20 protein-coding genes and 1 pseudogene are annotated in these 18,781 nt (G+C 38.7%); 4 read left to right on the top strand and 17 right to left on the bottom strand.

Annotation, left to right across the window (positions count from 1 at the left end; genetic code table 11):
- Positions 1-178 precede the first annotated feature (178 nt).
- Positions 179-1,264 carry a hypothetical protein gene (locus DHAF_RS07325; protein WP_242659946.1) on the top strand — a complete coding sequence of 362 codons (1,086 nt, stop codon included), beginning with the start codon at positions 179-181 and terminating at the stop codon, positions 1,262-1,264.
- 874 nt (positions 1,265-2,138) lie between these two features.
- Here the strand turns inward: DHAF_RS07325 and DHAF_RS25005 are convergent.
- The 16 genes and pseudogenes from DHAF_RS25005 to DHAF_RS07250 all read right to left on the bottom strand — a co-directional run.
- Positions 2,139-2,279 (bottom strand): annotated as a pseudogene (locus tag DHAF_RS25005) (GMP synthase (glutamine-hydrolyzing)); the annotation flags it as partial.
- A gap of 219 nt (positions 2,280-2,498) precedes the next feature.
- Complete coding sequence (locus tag DHAF_RS07320; protein WP_015943452.1) at positions 2,499-5,777, bottom strand: phage tail tape measure protein; 3,279 nt, start codon at positions 5,775-5,777, stop codon at positions 2,499-2,501.
- 18 nt (positions 5,778-5,795) lie between these two features.
- Positions 5,796-5,939: a hypothetical protein gene (locus DHAF_RS26045; RefSeq protein ID WP_193345590.1), complete on the bottom strand. Its 144-nt coding sequence runs from the start codon at positions 5,937-5,939 to the stop codon at positions 5,796-5,798.
- Between the two features lie 71 nt (positions 5,940-6,010).
- Complete coding sequence (locus DHAF_RS07315) at positions 6,011-6,361, bottom strand: hypothetical protein (protein WP_041272053.1); 351 nt, start codon at positions 6,359-6,361, stop codon at positions 6,011-6,013.
- A gap of 84 nt (positions 6,362-6,445) precedes the next feature.
- Positions 6,446-7,042 (bottom strand): major tail protein, encoded by a 597-nt coding sequence (locus DHAF_RS07310; protein WP_015943450.1) that lies wholly within the window; start codon positions 7,040-7,042, stop codon positions 6,446-6,448.
- Positions 7,043-7,063: 21 nt separating this feature from the next.
- Positions 7,064-7,423 carry a hypothetical protein gene (locus DHAF_RS07305; RefSeq protein ID WP_015943449.1) on the bottom strand — a complete coding sequence of 120 codons (360 nt, stop codon included), beginning with the start codon at positions 7,421-7,423 and terminating at the stop codon, positions 7,064-7,066.
- 10 nt (positions 7,424-7,433) lie between these two features.
- Positions 7,434-7,790 (bottom strand): HK97-gp10 family putative phage morphogenesis protein, encoded by a 357-nt coding sequence (locus tag DHAF_RS07300; protein ID WP_015943448.1) that lies wholly within the window; start codon positions 7,788-7,790, stop codon positions 7,434-7,436.
- Complete coding sequence (locus DHAF_RS07295; protein WP_015943447.1) at positions 7,791-8,120, bottom strand: phage head closure protein; 330 nt, start codon at positions 8,118-8,120, stop codon at positions 7,791-7,793.
- On the bottom strand, positions 8,117-8,407 hold the full coding sequence (locus DHAF_RS07290; RefSeq protein WP_015943446.1) for a head-tail connector protein: 291 nt from the start codon (positions 8,405-8,407) through the stop codon (positions 8,117-8,119). Before DHAF_RS07290 ends, DHAF_RS07295 begins: the two co-directional genes overlap by 4 nt.
- Before the next feature lie 72 nt (positions 8,408-8,479).
- Positions 8,480-9,589: a phage major capsid protein gene (locus tag DHAF_RS07285; protein WP_015943445.1), complete on the bottom strand. Its 1,110-nt coding sequence runs from the start codon at positions 9,587-9,589 to the stop codon at positions 8,480-8,482.
- A gap of 64 nt (positions 9,590-9,653) precedes the next feature.
- Complete coding sequence (locus tag DHAF_RS07280) at positions 9,654-10,247, bottom strand: HK97 family phage prohead protease (RefSeq protein WP_015943444.1); 594 nt, start codon at positions 10,245-10,247, stop codon at positions 9,654-9,656.
- Positions 10,237-11,490, bottom strand: coding sequence for a phage portal protein (locus DHAF_RS07275; RefSeq protein WP_015943443.1), 1,254 nt, complete (start codon positions 11,488-11,490; stop codon positions 10,237-10,239). The genes DHAF_RS07280 and DHAF_RS07275 overlap by 11 nt, the downstream gene beginning before the upstream one ends.
- Before the next feature lie 193 nt (positions 11,491-11,683).
- Positions 11,684-13,396, bottom strand: a complete 1,713-nt coding sequence (locus DHAF_RS07265) for a terminase large subunit (RefSeq protein WP_338009696.1) — start codon at positions 13,394-13,396, stop codon at positions 11,684-11,686.
- 5 nt (positions 13,397-13,401) lie between these two features.
- On the bottom strand, positions 13,402-13,899 hold the full coding sequence (locus DHAF_RS07260; protein WP_015943440.1) for a phage terminase small subunit P27 family: 498 nt from the start codon (positions 13,897-13,899) through the stop codon (positions 13,402-13,404).
- Positions 13,900-14,028: 129 nt separating this feature from the next.
- Positions 14,029-14,499 carry a hypothetical protein gene (locus DHAF_RS07255; protein WP_015943439.1) on the bottom strand — a complete coding sequence of 157 codons (471 nt, stop codon included), beginning with the start codon at positions 14,497-14,499 and terminating at the stop codon, positions 14,029-14,031.
- A 2-nt stretch (positions 14,500-14,501) separates the two neighbouring features.
- On the bottom strand, positions 14,502-14,777 hold the full coding sequence (locus tag DHAF_RS07250; protein ID WP_015943438.1) for a DUF5659 domain-containing protein: 276 nt from the start codon (positions 14,775-14,777) through the stop codon (positions 14,502-14,504).
- 102 nt (positions 14,778-14,879) lie between these two features.
- Between DHAF_RS07250 and DHAF_RS07245 the strand changes: the two genes are divergently transcribed.
- The 3 genes from DHAF_RS07245 (at position 14,880) to DHAF_RS25965 (ending at position 17,043) form a co-directional block, all read left to right on the top strand.
- Positions 14,880-15,077, top strand: coding sequence for a type II toxin-antitoxin system HicA family toxin (locus DHAF_RS07245; protein ID WP_015943437.1), 198 nt, complete (start codon positions 14,880-14,882; stop codon positions 15,075-15,077).
- 44 nt (positions 15,078-15,121) lie between these two features.
- Entirely contained in the window at positions 15,122-15,523 is a 402-nt protein-coding gene (locus tag DHAF_RS07240; RefSeq protein ID WP_015943436.1) for a type II toxin-antitoxin system HicB family antitoxin, read from the top strand.
- Positions 15,524-15,852: 329 nt separating this feature from the next.
- The gene (locus tag DHAF_RS25965) at positions 15,853-17,043 is read left to right on the top strand and encodes a hypothetical protein (RefSeq protein ID WP_015943435.1); all 1,191 of its coding nucleotides are present in this window, start codon (positions 15,853-15,855) and stop codon (positions 17,041-17,043) included.
- Here DHAF_RS25965 and DHAF_RS07230 read toward each other — a convergent pair.
- Positions 16,979-18,577: an IS1634-like element ISDha9 family transposase gene (locus DHAF_RS07230; protein WP_015943434.1), complete on the bottom strand. Its 1,599-nt coding sequence runs from the start codon at positions 18,575-18,577 to the stop codon at positions 16,979-16,981. The genes DHAF_RS25965 and DHAF_RS07230 overlap by 65 nt on opposite strands.
- Positions 18,578-18,781 lie beyond the last annotated feature (204 nt).

Below are 18,781 nucleotides of genomic sequence, written 5' to 3'. Positions count from 1 at the left end.
CTAAGGAAAACCTACAAAAGCACAACAAAATGCCCTTCCAAAAAATTCATTTTTCGCCAAGTGCCCTCAAATTACTCTCCCAGAATAATTTTACCTTCATAAAAGATAAAAAACTTCTAAGATTCTGTATAAGAAAGAGGATTCTCTTCATTTATTGTGAATATATTAACTAGAGAGGATGATTCACTTGAACAAAAAAAGCAGAACCTTAGTCATTACACTTTTCTTGGTATGCATCACTTTGCTGGGAGGAAACCACTTTGCAGTCAGTGCCTCCGCTCTCCAGGCTAATTCCGAGGCCCCTCTCCTAACCTATAAAGGCACCCATGGTGTGGAGATTCGCAGCTACGTACCCGGTTATGACCTGGACAAGCTCAAAGAAATCTATGATGAATTTGCGAAGAATACCATAGGGGAGGAAATCGCTTATTTATCCCACATCAATCTCTACCCTGATTATCCCAGAGGGACGAATACCGTAGGCATGTGGCACGGGGAGTGGTTTAGAGACCAGATTGCTCCAGGGCGCTATATTGATCTTTTTGGCGTGGGGGATGATAATCCCTATGTCCTCAATACCCTCTCTCATGAATACGGGCACCATTTTCTCTATTATTATCTGAATAAAAAAGAAGGCATATCCAATAATTATCTTGATTCTGAATACGCAAAAATCCGCAATCTCAACCACTATACAGAAATCGACAACGGTGACCACTGCTGGTCAGCCGTGGAAATTGCTGCCGAAGACTATGTACAACTTTTTGGCAGTCCAAATTTAACCCGGATCCGTTCCTATCAGTATACCCCCCAGGAAAACGCTCATCTGCCCCTGGCCTGGGAAGTTCCCGGGCTCTATGATTATTTTGTTAATCTTTCCGGACTTAAGGGTAAAGAAGATCGGGATGCCCCCAGTATGCCCTTGCTTCAACTCACCGAGGTAACTTCCGAAGGACTCTTTTTCCAATGGGATGAAGCCACAGATGATTCCAGGGAACCTCTCATTTACTCTATGGTGGGGGTAACTCACCCTACTGAAGATTCTACCGTCAAATATCTGATGAGTATCACCAAGGAAAACAATTGTTATAAATCCTCACTCAGCAGAAGACAATTAAGGGAGGACCGTATTGAGGACATCCTGGTCAAGCTTATTGTTATGGACCAAAGCGGCAATGCCGTATCCAATAACATACAGATTGATCTAAGTCGTCCTGAGGACTACTTCTTCCTGATGCCTTCTCCGGTTCTGTACCTCAAATAATTACATGATAATTACAAAAATTTAAGCGGTTAAGATTTCATTAGCATGAAGTCCTAACCGCTTTTTCATTCGGGTCTATAAGTTCAATTTTCGTAGTAGTTCCCCAAAAATCCCAATCGTCTCATCCTTGTATCGGATCTGTTCAAACCTGGGATCAGTGCCATGAACCGGCTAAAGACTCTTACAAAAAACCAACACCGGCTGAATCACAAACTGATACCCTTCAACAAACCATTACAAGAAACCATTACAAGCTTTTGATCATGATATCGACTAATATCGATCAAAAGCAGATGGGATAAGAGGGTGTTAAGCTGTATTTTGTCTTAGCTAAACCAATTTCTTTATCTTCAGATTGGCAAGCGCTTGCCAATCTGCCGAGACTGGCAGTGGGAACCATTTTCCATAAGGAATCAGACCTCTGGCCTCCACCAGACGGCAATCGGTTTCATCCTATCCTCCGCCACGGTTCCTGCCTTAATCAGGAAAACGCAGTTCATGGTCATGGCCGCTCATCCTTTTAGGTGACTTACTCATAGGATATGAGGCCAAGGTCTCAAATGTGACAAATCTTATTATTATTTTATTTATTAGTCAATCTCTTCCTTCGCCTGAGTGACCATACCTTCCCCTGGTCGAATACCGTGCCTTCTCCGTCCAGAATACAGGGCTGCTTTGCACTATCGCTCTATCCTATTCATTTACCCTCATAGTATAATAGCGGATTCCCCATATCCAAACGCTCGCCGAGAGCCTGCAGGCCAAGCGTATTTTCCATGATTTAAAGGCTTAAGCCCTATAGAGCCAAGTAGAGCCAAGGACAAAAAAAGAGCCGGCAACCCTTTATTCATACGGGTTTCCGGCTTTTCCATTCTTACTCCCACTCAATGGTCCCAGGGGGTTTTGAGGTAATGTCATACACTACCCTATTGACACCCTTCACTTCGTTGACAATGCGGGTGGAGATCTTCTCCATCAGATCGTAGGGAAGTCTTACCCAGTCCGCCGTCATAGCAGGTGGTCAAGAAGTTTTGTATTTGACGGTTTTGAAGTTATCTTTTTACTGTACTCATGTTACCATATTTTGATGCTCAACTCAATTGAGTAAGCAAGCTATTTCCTCCAATGGAATCAATAATAATTGCAAAAAAAGACTATACATCCCTTCCGCTCTTTGTCACCGCCTTTAATATAAAGGGAGCAGAAATCTATTTATCCTACTCCCTTAACGAAGTTATCTTATGCGAACTCCCATTTTATTAAGTTCTTTTACTATCTTTTGAGATGAACTTTCTAAAACTCTCTCAACTTGTGGCAAAATGCTCTTATCAAGATTACCATGAACATTTAGATTTACCTCAACTTTACCTAAACCGAACCCTCCCCTACTTTGACTAGCAAAACTCTGAGCCATTTTATTAACTAACTCTACACTGGCTTCATGAGGATAAACCCTTGTCCCTTTCGGGAGGTCAAAAATTTCCCAGCCCCGCTCATGTAACGTCGTTAAACCCCCACGCCAACTGCTTGTTCCAGCCCAATTCTGCCCAATATCAAGGTTATCTTCTCCTGACATCTGTGTCCTAACCCAACGAGTAATAGGATTATTACCAAACCAGTCTTTTAGCTTATTCCAACCATTTTTGATAGAGCCATCTGTAATATTAATATCATTTAAAATATCTCTATTCATTGAACGAATCTTTTCAACCACACCATCTTTTAATTCCTGGGCCTTAACAATACCCTCATTTTTTTGCCTTGTTGCATCCTTAATAAGCCTATCCGCTTGATCTGCACTAATTACCCCTGTCTCGTCTCTCATCCTGATAATATTTTTAACAGTTTCCTGATACTGCTGCTCAGCCTTATCTACCGCCTCTTTTCTCTGCCGTTCAGCATTAGCAATAACTTCAGATGCTTGTTCAGCTGTGATTCTTGTACTATACTCCTTTAACCGTTCCAAGATAACCTTTGACTCTACCTCACTATCAGATAGAGATTTAACGGCATTGACTCTCATTTTCTCTTGAATTTCATTGATCTCTTGCTGCTCTTCTAAAGTCAAAGCTCTTTTATCCTCACTGGCTTTAATGAGAATTTCTTGAATTTGTTTGGTGTAATTGTCTATCTCAGCTTTTTTAGCGTTATTGTCATTTTGTAATTTAGCAAGAACCTCTTTTTCTTCAGCATCACTCAAAGTGCGCGAATTAGTGAAAAATAGTTCCATGTCAGAAAGAAGCTGTTGATGGTGTTTATCTAACCCAACCTTGATCTGAGATGTCATCGAACTGTATTGACCAACCATGTCATCAGCAATTTGTGAAGTTATGGTTGTGCTATTGATATATAGATTAGATAGGGTCTCAGTGGCCTGATTATCTAATTCTAAATAGGCTCCTACCGCTTCCTTGGTTCCCTCAGTGATTTGGGTTGTTGTGGTCTCCACTACAGCACCCATGCTTTGACTTGCTAATTCAACTTGTTCAGCAGTCATTTCCACATGATCTGCAAAAAGATCAACTGCTGGAACTGCCTCTTGTGACATACTCTTATTTATGCCATAACCCACTGCAGCAATGCCACCAGCAGCCAACACAAAAGGGGCCACTGCAACTGCTGCACTACCTAAACCAGCCGTTAAAGCCCCTAAGCCACTTACCCCACCAGCTACACTTGCAGCCGTACCTATACCGGCAGTAGCAAGTTTTGCTCCACCAAGAGCTGTACTTAATTTGCCTAAGCCCCCTGCAATACTTCCGACTGTACTAATGGCTCCACCACCGATTTTGAGAATGCCCCCAAAGGCAACTGTTAAGCCAACAATTTTAGTTGTTGTGTCCAGTGTACTTTTATCTAATTGACCTAACCAATCGGCAAATTCTCCAACCTTTAAGGCAGCTGTCTCAACATAAGGAATTAGAACTTCTCCTAATTTAATTCCTACATCAATAAACTGGTTCTTAAGCATTAGAAGCCTGGACCCTGTGGTCTGATATCTTTGCTCTGCTTCATTGCTTAAGGCAACATTTTCTTCCCATGCTTGAGTAGAGGTTTCTACTGCAGAAGATAACAACTCCGACGCTCCAGCCATACGAAGTAAAGTATCCGATTCGCGAATTCCAGTAATACCCAAATCAGATAAGATTGTTGTTAAGTTTTTGCCTTCTGCACTTGAGCCAGCCAGACCTTTGACAAAAGCATCTAAAGCGGAAACCGCATCTTCATTAAACAAATTAGCAAAATCTTGACTAGACATCCTTGCTACATCTGCAAAGGCTTTCAGATCGCTTCCACCTTCAGCAACGGCTGTCTGTATCTTTTTGAGTGTTGTGGTCATGGCTGTACCACCAGCTTCTGCCTCTATACCTAAACTGGACATAGTTCCAGCTAATGCAGCTATTTCAGCTTCTGACATTCCAACTTGTTTACCCTGTGCCGCTAATCTCAAAGACATAGACACAATCTCAGATTCAGTGGTTGCCATTGTGTTCCCAAGTGCGACAATGCTTGACCCTAGCCTATCAAATTGAGTTTGCGGCATTTGGGTAATATTAGCTAATCTTGCCAAATCAGTGGCTGCTTGCTCAGATGTAAGATTGGTTGTATCACCAAGCATCACCATAGTTTTAGTAAATCCAAGGATACTCTCGGTTTTAATCCCTAACTGTCCTGCTGCTTCTGCCACTCCTGCTATTTCACTGGCCGTTTGTGGCATCTGCTTTGATAAGTCTCGAATACCTTGACTTAATCCAGCTAATTGTTCCTCTGTCGCAGTCACTGTCTTTTTGACTCCGGCAAAAGCAGACTCAAATTCTATCCCAAATTTTAATGATGCCGCTCCCAATCCTACTAATGGAGCCGTAGCCTTGAGAATTACTCCCCCAACATTACCAACGCTCTCACCTGTTGTTTTTAACTTCTGGGATGTTTCCTCCAAAGCTTTTCCAGCATTGAGCCACTTGTTTTCACTTTTTGCCAACTCATCATTGGTTTTTTGAAGTTCGCCTTGCATTTTGGCTAAGCCTTCTTCGGCCTGATTCATTTTGACAGTATAGTTATTGATGGTTTTAGAATTATTCTCTACTTGTTTCTGTTTTTGCTTATATTCCTCAGTTAGCTTATCAACAGACTCTTTAGCCTTATTAGCTTCTTCAGATTCTTTGCCGTACAATTTTATGCTTTCATTGTATTTCGCTGTGGCCTCTTCAAGTTTCTTTTTAAGCTCATCTCTGGCCTTGATATTGTTCTGTAGCTTCTCAGTGGTCTTCTGAATGCTGGATTGATAAATATCTACCTTTTGCCTTTGCAAATCAATCTGTCTGCTTAAACCTTCCGTAGTCGCTTTTAATCGCTCAGTATTTGTTCCGAATACTCCTAGCTGCTCAGAACTGGCCTTAAGTTCTGATTGAGCAAGCCTTAACTGCTGATTTACACCTTGGATGCTACTATTAAAACCTGAGCTATCAAGTACCATTTTAGCTGTTATTCGTTTTTCCAAATCATCTGCCATATTTTCCCTCCTTCCCTATTAAAATAAGACTTGATCTATAAACACCCGCTCTTCTTTGGCTGATTTCTCTTCACCAATATCAAATCCATTAAATTTAGCATGGATTTCCCAAAGTGCCCCTATCTTTCTAGGCGTTGATGTCCAAAATTCTTCTTCGTTCATTTTTAACAAAACTGTAGAGACATAGTAAAACCAGTCAAAATCTAGCCATTCCTCAGATTCTGACTGGTTATCTAGTTTTTTGGGGTTTTATTCCCCTTCTCATTTTTATCATTTTGGTCAGATAAAACCCCTTCGATCAACGCAAAAGTAATTTGATCCATTAACTTCATCGTATTGTAATCAAAGCTTAATTGCTCTGCCAACTCATCTTCCGTAAACTCTTTCTCCGGGCAAGCGCAACTCAAAATTTTGATGATACAGTTATAAATATCTTTACCAGCTAAAAACTCGTTAAAAATAACCAGGGCATCATCATAACGCTTGGTGAATTTTAACAATGCCCTAAAGTCTAACCTAAAGGTATACTCCACTCCACCCAATACAATTTTAAACTCGTTCACCGCAACATTGATTTTACTCATAATCTTCATCTCCCTATAATATTCCATATTTTTCAAATGAAAAGGAGTGCCCAATATTAGACACTCCCCAAAATTCTATTACTTTTACCCTTGCTCTTGTTCTCCATTCTCAACAATTTTTTGAGTTGGAATAATGACTTGCTCAAAAAACTTAGTTTGAATATCTGCGGGACAATCTGGATCTTTGTCGCTGACTTGGTATTTCCACATGCCATTATAACGCAAAGGCATAAAACTTGCCTTCATGGAAAAACTCTGAAAACTAACTGTGCCCTCCTGTCCCTTGGCTGAGTCCTCTGGCAATTCCATTTTGCCTTTAAATAAAATTCCATATTGTTTACCGCCGTCAGAAGTGTTAGCCACATAGAGCAGAGCAATATAAGGGGCTGTATCACCGACTCTAGAAATAACTCCTCCTTCTTCGGCCAAATCACTTCCCAACAAGTCAGCACGCTGAGCATTAGTCAAATCAATAAGGTCGATAGACACCTCAACATCATCAAAGGAGGTAATTTGTGCCCAAGCTCTATTCTCGGCATAAGCTTTAACTGTACTCACTTTTGGCGATATGCTAATTTCTTTAACCCCCTCTAGGTAAATAGGGGTATCATATGTCACTCCTGAAACACCATCCGCTGTCAACTTAGCATAATATAGCTTTTCTAGTCCCACAATAGCCATTTTTTAACATCCCTCTTTCTTTTATTTATTTTTCAATGTGATCACAAATCTCATCACCTTATGGTAGAGTTTTATGTCATTTTCGTACAAATCAACCGACATTGACCTTTTAAAACCATAGCTGATCATTGTGTCTTTGACTGCATTCTCTATTGCCGTATAATCTCCCATTGAAAATATATCCACCTGAATATAATAGTTAGTTGCTATCTCCCTGTTCTCTGCCCATGCTTCCCCAAACTCATCAATGATTTCATATTCTAAGTACGGTTTTTCAGGAGCCTCCGCATGAAGAAAATAAACCCTTTTATTAGGTAAGAGATTAACGATCTCCGGGCTTGATAACACCTGATTTAATAACTGTTTTATATTTGTTGCCATACTTTCCCACCTATTTTAGTTTCAATAATTCCTCCGTTAAGATTTTGATTGCTTTATCTTTTGTGCTGTTTACAGAACGTTCGAAGAACCCGATATGGCTTTTATTTCGACTGGTTCCGAACTCATTAAATTTCGAATACCACGCGCCCAGTTTTACTCTTCCGACAGTGGCAAAATCCTCTTTTTTCACTGATGTTTTGATTTGCCGTTTAAGATTCCCTGTACTCTCAGGGGCATTTTTCATAACTTCTTCATAAATTGGCTCAAGGGCTTTTTTCATAGCCTTCTTTTCCTGGGCATCTGTGATCGTCATATCCTGTAAAATCTGCTCAAGATCCTCAAACCCATTTATATCAATGTAGGCCATTTAAACTACCTCCTCCCCCATAATTTGCAGCCATTTATGACGCTCATCCACATCAATAACGCCGATAATATCAAAGATCCTGTTATTATATTTGATCTGCATATCGGCATTAACTCCGGGAATATATCGGCAGATAAACTTGACTACATTTTTATTGTAGGTAGTTTTAGCAGTCCAGAATTCCGATCCCTTCAATGGGTATACTGCGGCCCAAATAGTCACATGATCCTGATATCTTTCATCTTCCGGCAATGGAAATCCATTTTCATTTGTTGTTTTGTCAGATAAAACCTGAAGGGTAATCCTTTTCCTCAAATCTCCCGCATTCATGGTGCATCACCGCCATAGCAGTATTTGAGTTGAGTGATCATAGATTCAACGGTAAATCTGACCTTTTCAGAAATTTTTCCTACCATTTGCCGACTGTCAAACCAATCTGAAACCAATATAAGGCAAAATAACTTTGCCATATTGTTTTGCTCATCAAACTTAATGCCTGTAGCATTGTGGAGGTAGATTTCTGCAGCATCAATTAAGAGTTGAATAATGGAATCTTCTTCATGGAAATCCTGTTCTATTTTTAAGAAATCTTTCACTGTAGTTAAATCTAAGATCATATTTCCTCACTTTCTACCTATATCATAGAAGAAAGGGAGAGTAAATTAGCTCTCCCTTCCTCTTACCTCTCCTTAAAACTCAATTTTGAATGCTGCTCGGCTGTCACCTTTGACAGTATCAAATCGTTCAATCACACGAACAAAAGTTTGATTATATGTAAAGCCCGCTTCCTTACTTACAGCAATCTCATATCCTTTTCTGTCAAAGAACTTGATCAAGGCATAGAGGTTGACAATATAGAACACTTTCTTGTCTGTAGCTGCCGGAAGTTCCGTATCGTCTAATACAACAATTTCCCTTCCCTTGAAGGTCTTGCCACCTTCTACCGCTAAGGAATCATTAAGCAACGGTCTCCCTTTAGCATCAGTGAGATTATCTAAATAATCATAACCACTCTGGTTTGTTAAAATAATAGTATTTTTGAGTAAAGAAGGTTTGACCTTCGTATTCAAGCATTTAACAATACCCTTATAATCCGTTGCTTCAAATTCTACCGAATTGGCTTCAACGATATTAATAATCTCCTCGTTTTCACTATTCACAGCACATTCAGCAAAATCAGGAGCGATCAGAGAATTGAAGAAATCAACGGTCGTATCTTCAAGGACTGAATTTTCCACCGGAATAATTTTGCCATAGTCTTCTGTGGCATATTCTACAGGTTTGGTTGTGATCATTTCCTTAACCATTTCGTTATCAGTTGCTAATTTGGCAAGTTTTTTTGATGTAGAACCTGAGCTAATAGGCATCTTGCCACTGGTCGTTGTTGTTGGAATCACATGGCAGTACTTCTTCAGAGAAGGAAAACCATCTGTAAGCACTTGCACCTGATTAACAAAACCTTGAGGCAAAATCGCGCCGGAATTGCCAATGTTAACACTTGCTCTTTCTTCCGCAGTCATTTCACTACCCAATAGAAATTTCCCAATTGCTCTATATTCCATATCTTGATCTACTGTTCTTTTTTCCATTTTTGAATCATCCTTCCTATTTTCAAGTTTATTCTGAACTTCTCTTTCTTCAGCTTCATCAAGCTCACTCTGAAGTTTGATCTTGGTTTCCAAGGTTCTAACCTCTGGCATTTTTGCTTCAGCCTCATTCACCTTGTCATTTTCTAAGAGACCTCTTACCTCTTCCTTTTTGGTGCTTAATTCTTGGCGTAATTCATCAATCTTTTTCATTTATAATCATCCCTTCTCTTCCTTTATTTCCTTGTTTTTTGAATATAAAAAAGAACTTCCTAATTTAAAGAAGTTCTAATTCAAGCTGTAATTTTCGTTTGAGCAATTCCTTCCTTTGTTTCTCCTTAAAATCATCTAACGCTCTTGTAATGACGGCCTCTGTTTGCTGATATGACGGGTTAGTCACAATACTCACATCCACAATCTTGGCAATATCTTTGATCCTTCTCTGGTAGAGTTTACTTTCCTCATTATATTCCCATTTTTCACAGTCTGGATTGTCCCAATTTAAACGGAAAGCGAAGGAACATTTACTCAAATTTCCTGCTCTCATATTCTCCTTTAAATCCCTTGAATAACTCGTATCAGAGGGATAGGCTTTAAATTTTAACCCAATCCCATCAACTTCCAATTCAAGATTATCGGCAGAAGTACGGGCAAGGATATAATTATTGTCGTGGTTTATCAACGCTCTGACATCTGATAAATCAGTATTTTTCAGCGCATCTTTATCAATAATCTCCTGGAAGTCACCCATGACCTCAGACCATTGCTCAAATTTCAAGGCGTACCCTTCAAAATACTCTTGTCCATCTTCGTTGCTTCTGATTTCAAAGTTAGTTGTTAATGCCCTTTGTTCAATTTCCTTATTCTTCAATATTTTCACCTCCCTTCAAGGGAGCATTAGTATATTGCTGGCCGACCATACTTAACGGAATATACGTCCCATTCACCAGCAATTTATCTCCATCAGGATCTGTTGGCAAATCTTCCTTTTCTCTAACCTCATTTGGAGTCATGAAGCCTTTATCAATGGCTATACCGTAACCCTTCATTCTAGTTTCAAAATCTGCCCTCAAAATAGCATCCACATTAAATTTGAAGAACATTCCTTCGTTTCGCTCTTGTTCCGTGAGGAGTTTCCAGGTAAGCTCACTTTCATAAGCTGTAATCACCGGCAATAGTGTATCTAAATAAAATTCCCTTTGGTTAAGTTCCATATTGCTGTATTTTTGTTCCATGTTCAATTGATTGGGCTTGATCCCAAATGCGGCAGATATTTGTCTGGCTGACCACATGCTCAATTCTAAAAATTGGCTATCAACAAGTTTATTATCCAGTGTCGTAAAGTTAAACCCCAGTGGAACCGGCAATATCCGTCCTGCGTTACTAATTCCGTTTGCCATTGACTCAAACTTTGATTGCATCGTCTTCATGGCTTTTTCGCCTATGTCTCCGGTGTATTGTAAAAGTCCTTTGGAAAACATCCCTTGTTTCCAGTACGTGTTAATAAACTTTTGACCATTTTGAGCATTTTCAATAGACATTTTGAGTATATCTTGAATTGCCAGCCCTGTTATACCATCAAGACTAATTGCCGATCGAAAATGTAAAATTTGATCATGGCATAATTTATATTCCTTGCCGTTATTATCCGTATAGATGTACCAAACTGCATTATCCTTGCTGATTAATCCCGCATCATCTACCCAGATTTGAACATTTTTATGGTCTAATATATATAGCCCTTTAACCTTACCGGAATCTCTTCCACTTTTAACCATATCAATATAACAAATAGAGTTTCCGAAGTGGTTTTTCTGAAACTCTATTGTTGTCCAGAAGTTCCAGGCCGACATGTACGGATTCGGCCTTAGCTTCAAAAGTGAATAAAGATAATGTCCTACAGCTTTTTCAGTGCCTTTCTGCGTTTCGCGGAATAACTTTAAAGGTAATTTGGCTACAGCCTCAGATAGGGTTTTAATACAGATAAAATATGTAATTTCGCTTAACTTGTCTTTATTAACAGACAAATTATTGATCCCAAGCAAACGCATAAACTCATCATTGCTATAACCATTTATATTTCTGGTTTCATACGAATCTCTAAATAATCCCAACTAATTCACCTGCCTTTTCTTATGGGGAACCTTATAAAGTAAACCCCTAACAAAAATAGGATCACCCCTGCGGCATATATCCCTAGAATAATATTAATCATGAGACTAGCTAAAATAATTAAGAGTAACCCTAAAAACACAAAGATATCCTCCAGGTAATCCCGGAGGAACATTTTAATTCTATTCATTTTTATCACCCCCAACCTAATTTTGACAAATATTCTTCGGTGATCAAATCACTCAAATCAACACTACTTTTATGAAACATTGCCAGCTTGTAAGCGCATAAAGTAGCATCTATCGGATCAATTCTTTGTTTTTGCGCGTCCTTATCAATTTTTATCAATCCATTGTTTTTCCTAATCCTGGTATTAGCCATAGCAAAGGTAAGTAATGGATTTTTTAAATAGACTACATTCTTCAAATAAACCTGTTCTCTGAATCCAGTTGTGGCATCATTTAAAGACTTAGCACTTTGCCATACATCCACTACGATATATCCCTTATCGCTCATTTCCTGCATAAATAAACTGGCATTATTCGGATCGACACAAATCATATTAATATTCCAGTTGTTTTCTTCACAGGTATCAACAATATATTTGATAATATCTTTCTGGTTTACAATCTCACTATCCGTTACAGTGAGGAATTTTTGCCTTTGCCATAAATCATAAGGCTGCTTATCCACCCTGATTCTTTCTTGCAATCTACCCCTTGGAATAAAAGAATGGCTCAATAAGACATACTTTCTTTCTTCCTCCTCATCATCAATTGGAAATAAAAATGCCACACTTGAGAGATCGATTTTTGCACTCAAGTCCACACCCACATAAACATCTCTACCAGACAAATCAAATGGAAGTTGATCAACTTCGCAAAGCTTCCATTTTTCCATGTCCATATAGCCGGTATTCGTTTTTTGCACCCATATATTCAGATTCTTGGTCATAAAATCGGTCATTTTTTCTGAAATATCACAGGCAATCTTATAATCATCCCGCATAGACTGGATACCAATAGGGTTGTACATTACGATTGGATTGGCTTTTTTCCAGTTTTCTTCATTGGATAAGTCTTCTTCATCTTCTTTGTCCAATTCGCAGATCATTACAAAATATGTATTGTTTTCGATACTGCCATTCAAAACATTAGAGCAGTATTGATATTCCTGGGTATAGGCTGGATAAGTGAGATCTTTTCCTGCGGTTGTAATAATCATCAACAATGGCTCCGGCCTTGCTTTCATCCCTGTAGCCATGACCGAATACATCTCATCCGTAGGGTGTTGATGGTATTCATCTATACAGGCGAATTGTGGATTTTCACCATCTCCGGTTTTGCCATCTTCCTTGCTTAGTGGTCTAATAAAACTGTCACTTTTAACATGCCTGATTTCATCCCTGGTAATTTTAAACTTCTTTTGAAGCGGGCTGCTCTTAAGCATCAACTTAGCTTCATTGAAAACAATCTTACTTTGTTTCATCTTTGTTCCAAGACAATAAGCCTCAGAGGCATTAACACCAAAGGCACTAATTTCATATAAGGCAACTCCAGCCATAATTTGCGACTTTGCATTCTTACGGGCCACTTCGATAAAAGCTTTTTTAAATCTCCTATAACCAGTGTCTTTGTGATACCAGCCATAAATATTACAAAGAATGAACTTTTGCCAAGTGGTCAATATAATGGGCTGCTTCGCCAATATCCCTTTGCTATGTCGCAAGTAAGAAAACCACTTAACGATTTTAAGGGCTTTTTCCTCGTTCCATACATAGGGAAATGCATCCGTGCCTTCTCGTTCTATATCCAATAAAAAACGCTTGCAAGCTGATTTGTGCTTCTTGCAAGCGTTTATTTTTCCAGTGATGATATCATCACTGTATTTGATTAACTCCTGTAACATGGTCACTAGATATCACCGAAATCCTCTTCAATGGGATCTCGTTTCGCTTCCTTTTTAGGAATGACCAATTTTAGCCGTGAGTTAATGGTTAATCCCATTTCAGCGGCATGTTTTTTCATTTCATTAGAATATTTTAATTGGATGCGGATTAAGGGGTTTTCTACCATATTTGTAAAGCCAGCTTTATTGGTCTGAGTTATCACTAAATCCTGATCTGCAAGCTCTGATGTAGCCTTGAGATATTGGGCATATGCTACACAATAACTTGCTAAAGTATTGACGTCTAAATTAGTAAGCAGCTTTAATTCTTGCAACTCATGACTGATTTTTCTAAACTCACTTTTAGCAACCTTGTCCTTTAACCAAGATGGGCATTTTATTTTATCATCCTTTGGCTTAAGCTGGCTTTCCGCTTCTCTTCTTTTTTCAATATCGTCTTTGGTCAAATGTGTTTTACCTTCAGCGATTAATAAATCCACTGATTTTCTTTTGCGTCCACTCATCAACACCACCCTCTTTCTATCTTACCCTTACCCCCTCAACTATCAAAAAAGGAGTTTTGTGAAAAGAAAAGGGGCACCTGCGACTTTCCTTCTCTCCCAACAGTTTTTTGCATATACCCCCCATAGGTATTATCCACTCAATCCATTATCTTCCACAAACGCCTCTTCCCATTTCCTTTTCAATTCCCTCAATACCATTTTCACTTTTTCATTTTTCCCATTTTCTCTCATCAACCTATGTACCTTCTGATGAACTGTCTCACTCAAAGGTATCAGGTTATCCACCTCTAATCTCTTCTCCCAGGCCTCTTTCAATTCCTCAATATGGTGAACTGACTCACAGAAAACAATCTCCCTGTCAACATAGTAACTCCACAGACACAGTCCATGATACTTTGCTTTGACATAATCCCTTGTCCTCACCCACTCATCCGAAGAGTAAAAAGCTTGCTCCTTTTTATCATCCCTTCTCTGCTTATATTCCTTATGCCTTTGTTTCTGTTTCTCCTCAAACTCCCTTTGGTGCTTATCACAATAAGTAAGGCTATAGTCAATAATCTGACTACAGCCACTTCTTCCACATAATTTTTTTAATGCCATATTTATTCCACTGCCGTGACCACAGATTCCTTATTCCTATTCCTTGCCTCACTTCTCATCTCGTACATTTTGTTCAAGCAATATTTCTTATTGGCATTGTAATTTCTCAACCAGTCATCCTGTTTAAAATTCATAAATGCCTCTGATGTTTTTTCGTCTTTAGCGAACACAAAGAAACACTTGCCATTCTCATCTATTGGACCATAACATTCTGCCCCATTGGTCATCAGATAGGCGGCAAGATTAAAATCACTTGTTTTAAATTTTTGATTATCCATTATTCATTTCTCCTTTACACATATAAATGTTATTTTCTTATCAAAGCTATTTACACGTACTATAATACGTGTTATAATATAATTGACGAAGGGGGAAAACAGATGAAGAGCTACTCCTCAAGAGAGATACTTCAAATCCTAACTGCAGATGGCTGGTATCACATCAATACCGAAGGTGATCATCATCATTATAAACACCCAACAAAAAGGGGTAAGGTAACCGTCACACACCCAGTAAAAGATATCCCCATTAGAACCGTAAAATCCATATTGAAGCAAGCGGGGATTACACTCCAATAGTCCCCGCTATTCCCCCTAAAAATAAATCAAAAGGATGATGAGCTTTGAAAAAAGACCGCTATATCTATCCAGCTATTTTTGACTATGCCGAAGACGGAATATCAATTGAGTTTCCTGATTTACCTGGTTGCTTACCCTGCGCTCACTCTGACGAAGAAGCTGTGAAAAATGCTCAAGAAGCCATGGCTCTGCATCTATATAATATGGAACTCGATAAAGACGATATTCCTGCTTCAACTCCGGTAACGCAATTACGTCCTGAAGCTAATCAAGCTATCGTGCTTGTTGAAGCTTGGATGCCATCCTTCCGTGACAAAATGGAAAACAAGGCAATCAAAAAAACCTTAACTATTCCCAAATGGCTTAATGATATTGCGGAAGAAAAACAGGTTAACTTTTCAAGAGTTTTACAAGATGCTCTTAAAAATTATCTTGGTATTCAGTAAAGCAGTCCTAAGGGCTGCTTTTTCTTTTCCTATCACCATAGAAAAAGAGCCATAATCGGCTCTCTAAAATAATTTTGAACTATAAATTAGTTATCTGCTTTCCAACTCAATTAACTTTAACCTCAGCAAAGACACAAAATTTGTCCCAAGCTAACTCCCTTCGTACTTCTTCTGATCTTATCTAGGATATCATCTAAACAAGGCTCTGAATAATTAGTGGTTACATTAACTCATGAATTAAAACCTATTCGGCATAATTTATTCAATTAGAAGGAAATTACTCATTTATCAAGAATCAATGTTTATAAATATTTTAAAGGAGGTTAAAGATGGAATTATTAGAACTATTAAAAGCGTATATCGACAAATTTAAAAGAAAAATACCCGAAAAATGGCTTATGCATTTTGAAAAAAACCCTCTTATACCAATTGGTACAGTTATGTCGGTAATTGGGGTTTTTTTCTATACCCTGGGATATCTGTTTTTATACGGATATTACTTTGGAGGTGAGGAGCTATCAGTAGACCCTTCCTTTTTAAAAATCTTGGTAAAATTTGTCCCATTTAACCATTCGAGTGTAACCTTGGTCGGCTTTTTATATCTTATAACTGTTTTGATTATAAGTGTTTGGTTGGTACAATTATATTTTAAATGGAATCAGAAACCTAAAATGGAATTTTATATACATCTAATTCTTGGATTATGTTTATTATTTACAGTATCAGCTTTTCTTTCTTTTTCTTTTATAGGCAGAGTCTCTATAAAAATATCTTCGTTATGGTTTGGTCCTTTTTTCATTGTTCTCTGGCTTTTTTCAGGAGCAAAAACAATAAAGAAACCTTTAGTTTTGTTTGGAGCAACAAGTAATGGCCTACTACTTCTTCTCATTTCTGCATTAATTTTTAATTTACTTAAGCTTCAATGTGCTGAGTTATTATATAATATAATGCTTATAGTAATAATAGGAATTTTCATACCAGTTTTTTCGATTTTTCTTTACGGACTCAAAAAAATTAAAGATGATTTCTTATATCCAATATGCATTAATCCTTTAATACCTGTTTTAATCATTTTGATACTTAAAAAATTAGATAAATGCTCAGGCTATGAGCTTATCATCTTGATCTCAAGCTATATTATATTGTTTTTTCCTGCATTTTTTATTTTAAAGATAATCAGAAAAAAAATTGATGAAAAAATCAATTCACCCAAACAAGATGAAGAAATCATACTAGACACCAAAACAAAACCTCTAAATTTAGGTTCATTTTTATTATTGTCTGGTGTTAGTGTATTTTTCATATTTTTAATACTTATACCGTTCTCTGCTCTCCAATCAGGTAAATATGTTCGTTTTTTTATTGAATCTGACTCGAGTTTGACACCTCAAAAACTGAAACTATTGAATTTCAAGGGTTTGAAAGGTTCATTTTTGGGCGTGCCACTACAATTAACTATTTATGGTAATTATCTTGCATCTTCTGTACTCGTTCAGGAACCCGAAGCCCCACTGCCCTAAAAGCCATAGCTGCTGCTCCATGGATTTCCGTTCTGACTAAATGATCCTGGTCCTTTAGTTTAAGCTTAACGGCATGAACTTTTCTTAAAGCTCTTATTACCTCCGTATAGCCATACTCGCTTGCGCAGTTTTCCAGGAGTTTCTGGAACCTGATCTGGACCACTAGGGCTAAAAAGCAAAGCATGATGTGACCAGAGATTCGCCTTTCTTTCCAGTGGTAAACAGGGCGTAAGTCGAGAGTACTCTTAAGATTCCGGAAGGCCCGTTCTATTTGCCATAGGTCACGATACGCTGTGGCTACCTCTTCCGTTGGGAGCTCTGTATTGGTTTGGAGGATATAGAGTCCATCAAAAACGGCCGCTTGCTTCAATTTATCGGTATTAATCGTGGCTGCTTCGGCAGACACGTTAAGATATTTTTTGTATTCACTATGGCCGATTAAATCCTTAATACTTCCATGCTCCAGCTTGCTTCTCAGTTTCACTTCGATTTGCTCTCGGACCCACTGATCGCGTTTGGCTTCTTCTTCGTTTAAACACACGATATAGCGTTTACCCTGATGGAGGACTTCTTTAACCTTTAGGTTATCCTTCGTGAAGACATAAGGTTCCGGAGAGGTTGCGAGTTCTGGGCCGGCCTTTACATTGCGCATACGAACCCCAAGGATGTAGTGAAGTTGTAATTCTTCGAGCAGTTCCAACGTTCGTTTTCCCATCATGCCCCGATCCCCAACAACAATGACTCGCTGGATAGTAAAGCGCTTTTTCAAATCACTCACCGCTTCAATAAAGGCATCGGTATCCGATGTGTTTCCTGGGAACACATGATGAGCTATGGGAATCCCGTCTCTGGACATCAATAGGCCAATCATGACCTGAAGGCGGTCGGGACGATGATCCTTAGAATGACCGTATTCCAAGAGGTCAAAGGCTCCGGCATCTCCTTCGACATAGGTGGAGGTGGTATCAAAGAACACCAAATCCAGCTGTTGTGTGAATAAATTGGTATGATGAAAAAATAACTGTTCTTCGAGGGTGTCTTTGTTTTCATCGAGAAAGTCAATGGCTTTATAGAAGTGGTGAAGCTTTAAGCTTTCAAATTCAGGGCGATAGACGGAATCTTTCCAATCGCTAACCCCCAATTTACTGGTAGGCTCTGTCAAACGATTTAAGACCATACAAAAAATAGCCTCTTGAACATCGATGCTCAAGTCTCTCTCGTTAAAGAGTCCATCGAGAATTGTATGGAGGCCAAGGTTTTCCCAAAGCCGACGAAAGACCATAGAAGGACCAAACTCTTTGCTCCAATCCGCAAAAAGATCTTCCGCAGCATCAACCACTGCGAGCGTATCTGAGAACTTCGCTAGAGAGCGAATAAGGTCGTCAAGTTTCCCATTTTGGAGATCCTCCACTCTCCCCAAGTTACAAAGGACTTTCTGACGAACTTTACCCTCTTCGCGGCGACTCTCAACAAGTTGAAGGTAACGGCGTGGTGAGCCGTCCCGGTTGTAGGCCGTTTTAATTCGCGCAAACATATCACTACAATTATACCAAATCAATCTATATTCTTCAATAAAAATATTCATATTGTGCGGCACTACATTTTGGTTTTCGAATAGGTATTTTACTCATTTGTACATTTCAAATCCGCATGGGGAGCCATAATTACAATTTAACAATAACAAATTTTAAGGCGTTACTGTCAAACTCGAGTCTGAGGTATCTGAGGCTATCCTAAT

The organism is Desulfitobacterium hafniense DCB-2 (assembly GCF_000021925.1).
Classification (GTDB): Bacteria; Bacillota; Desulfitobacteriia; order Desulfitobacteriales; family Desulfitobacteriaceae; genus Desulfitobacterium; species Desulfitobacterium hafniense.
The sequence above is the reverse complement of the archived record's forward strand: the minus strand, read 5'-3'. Positions and strand labels throughout refer to the sequence as shown.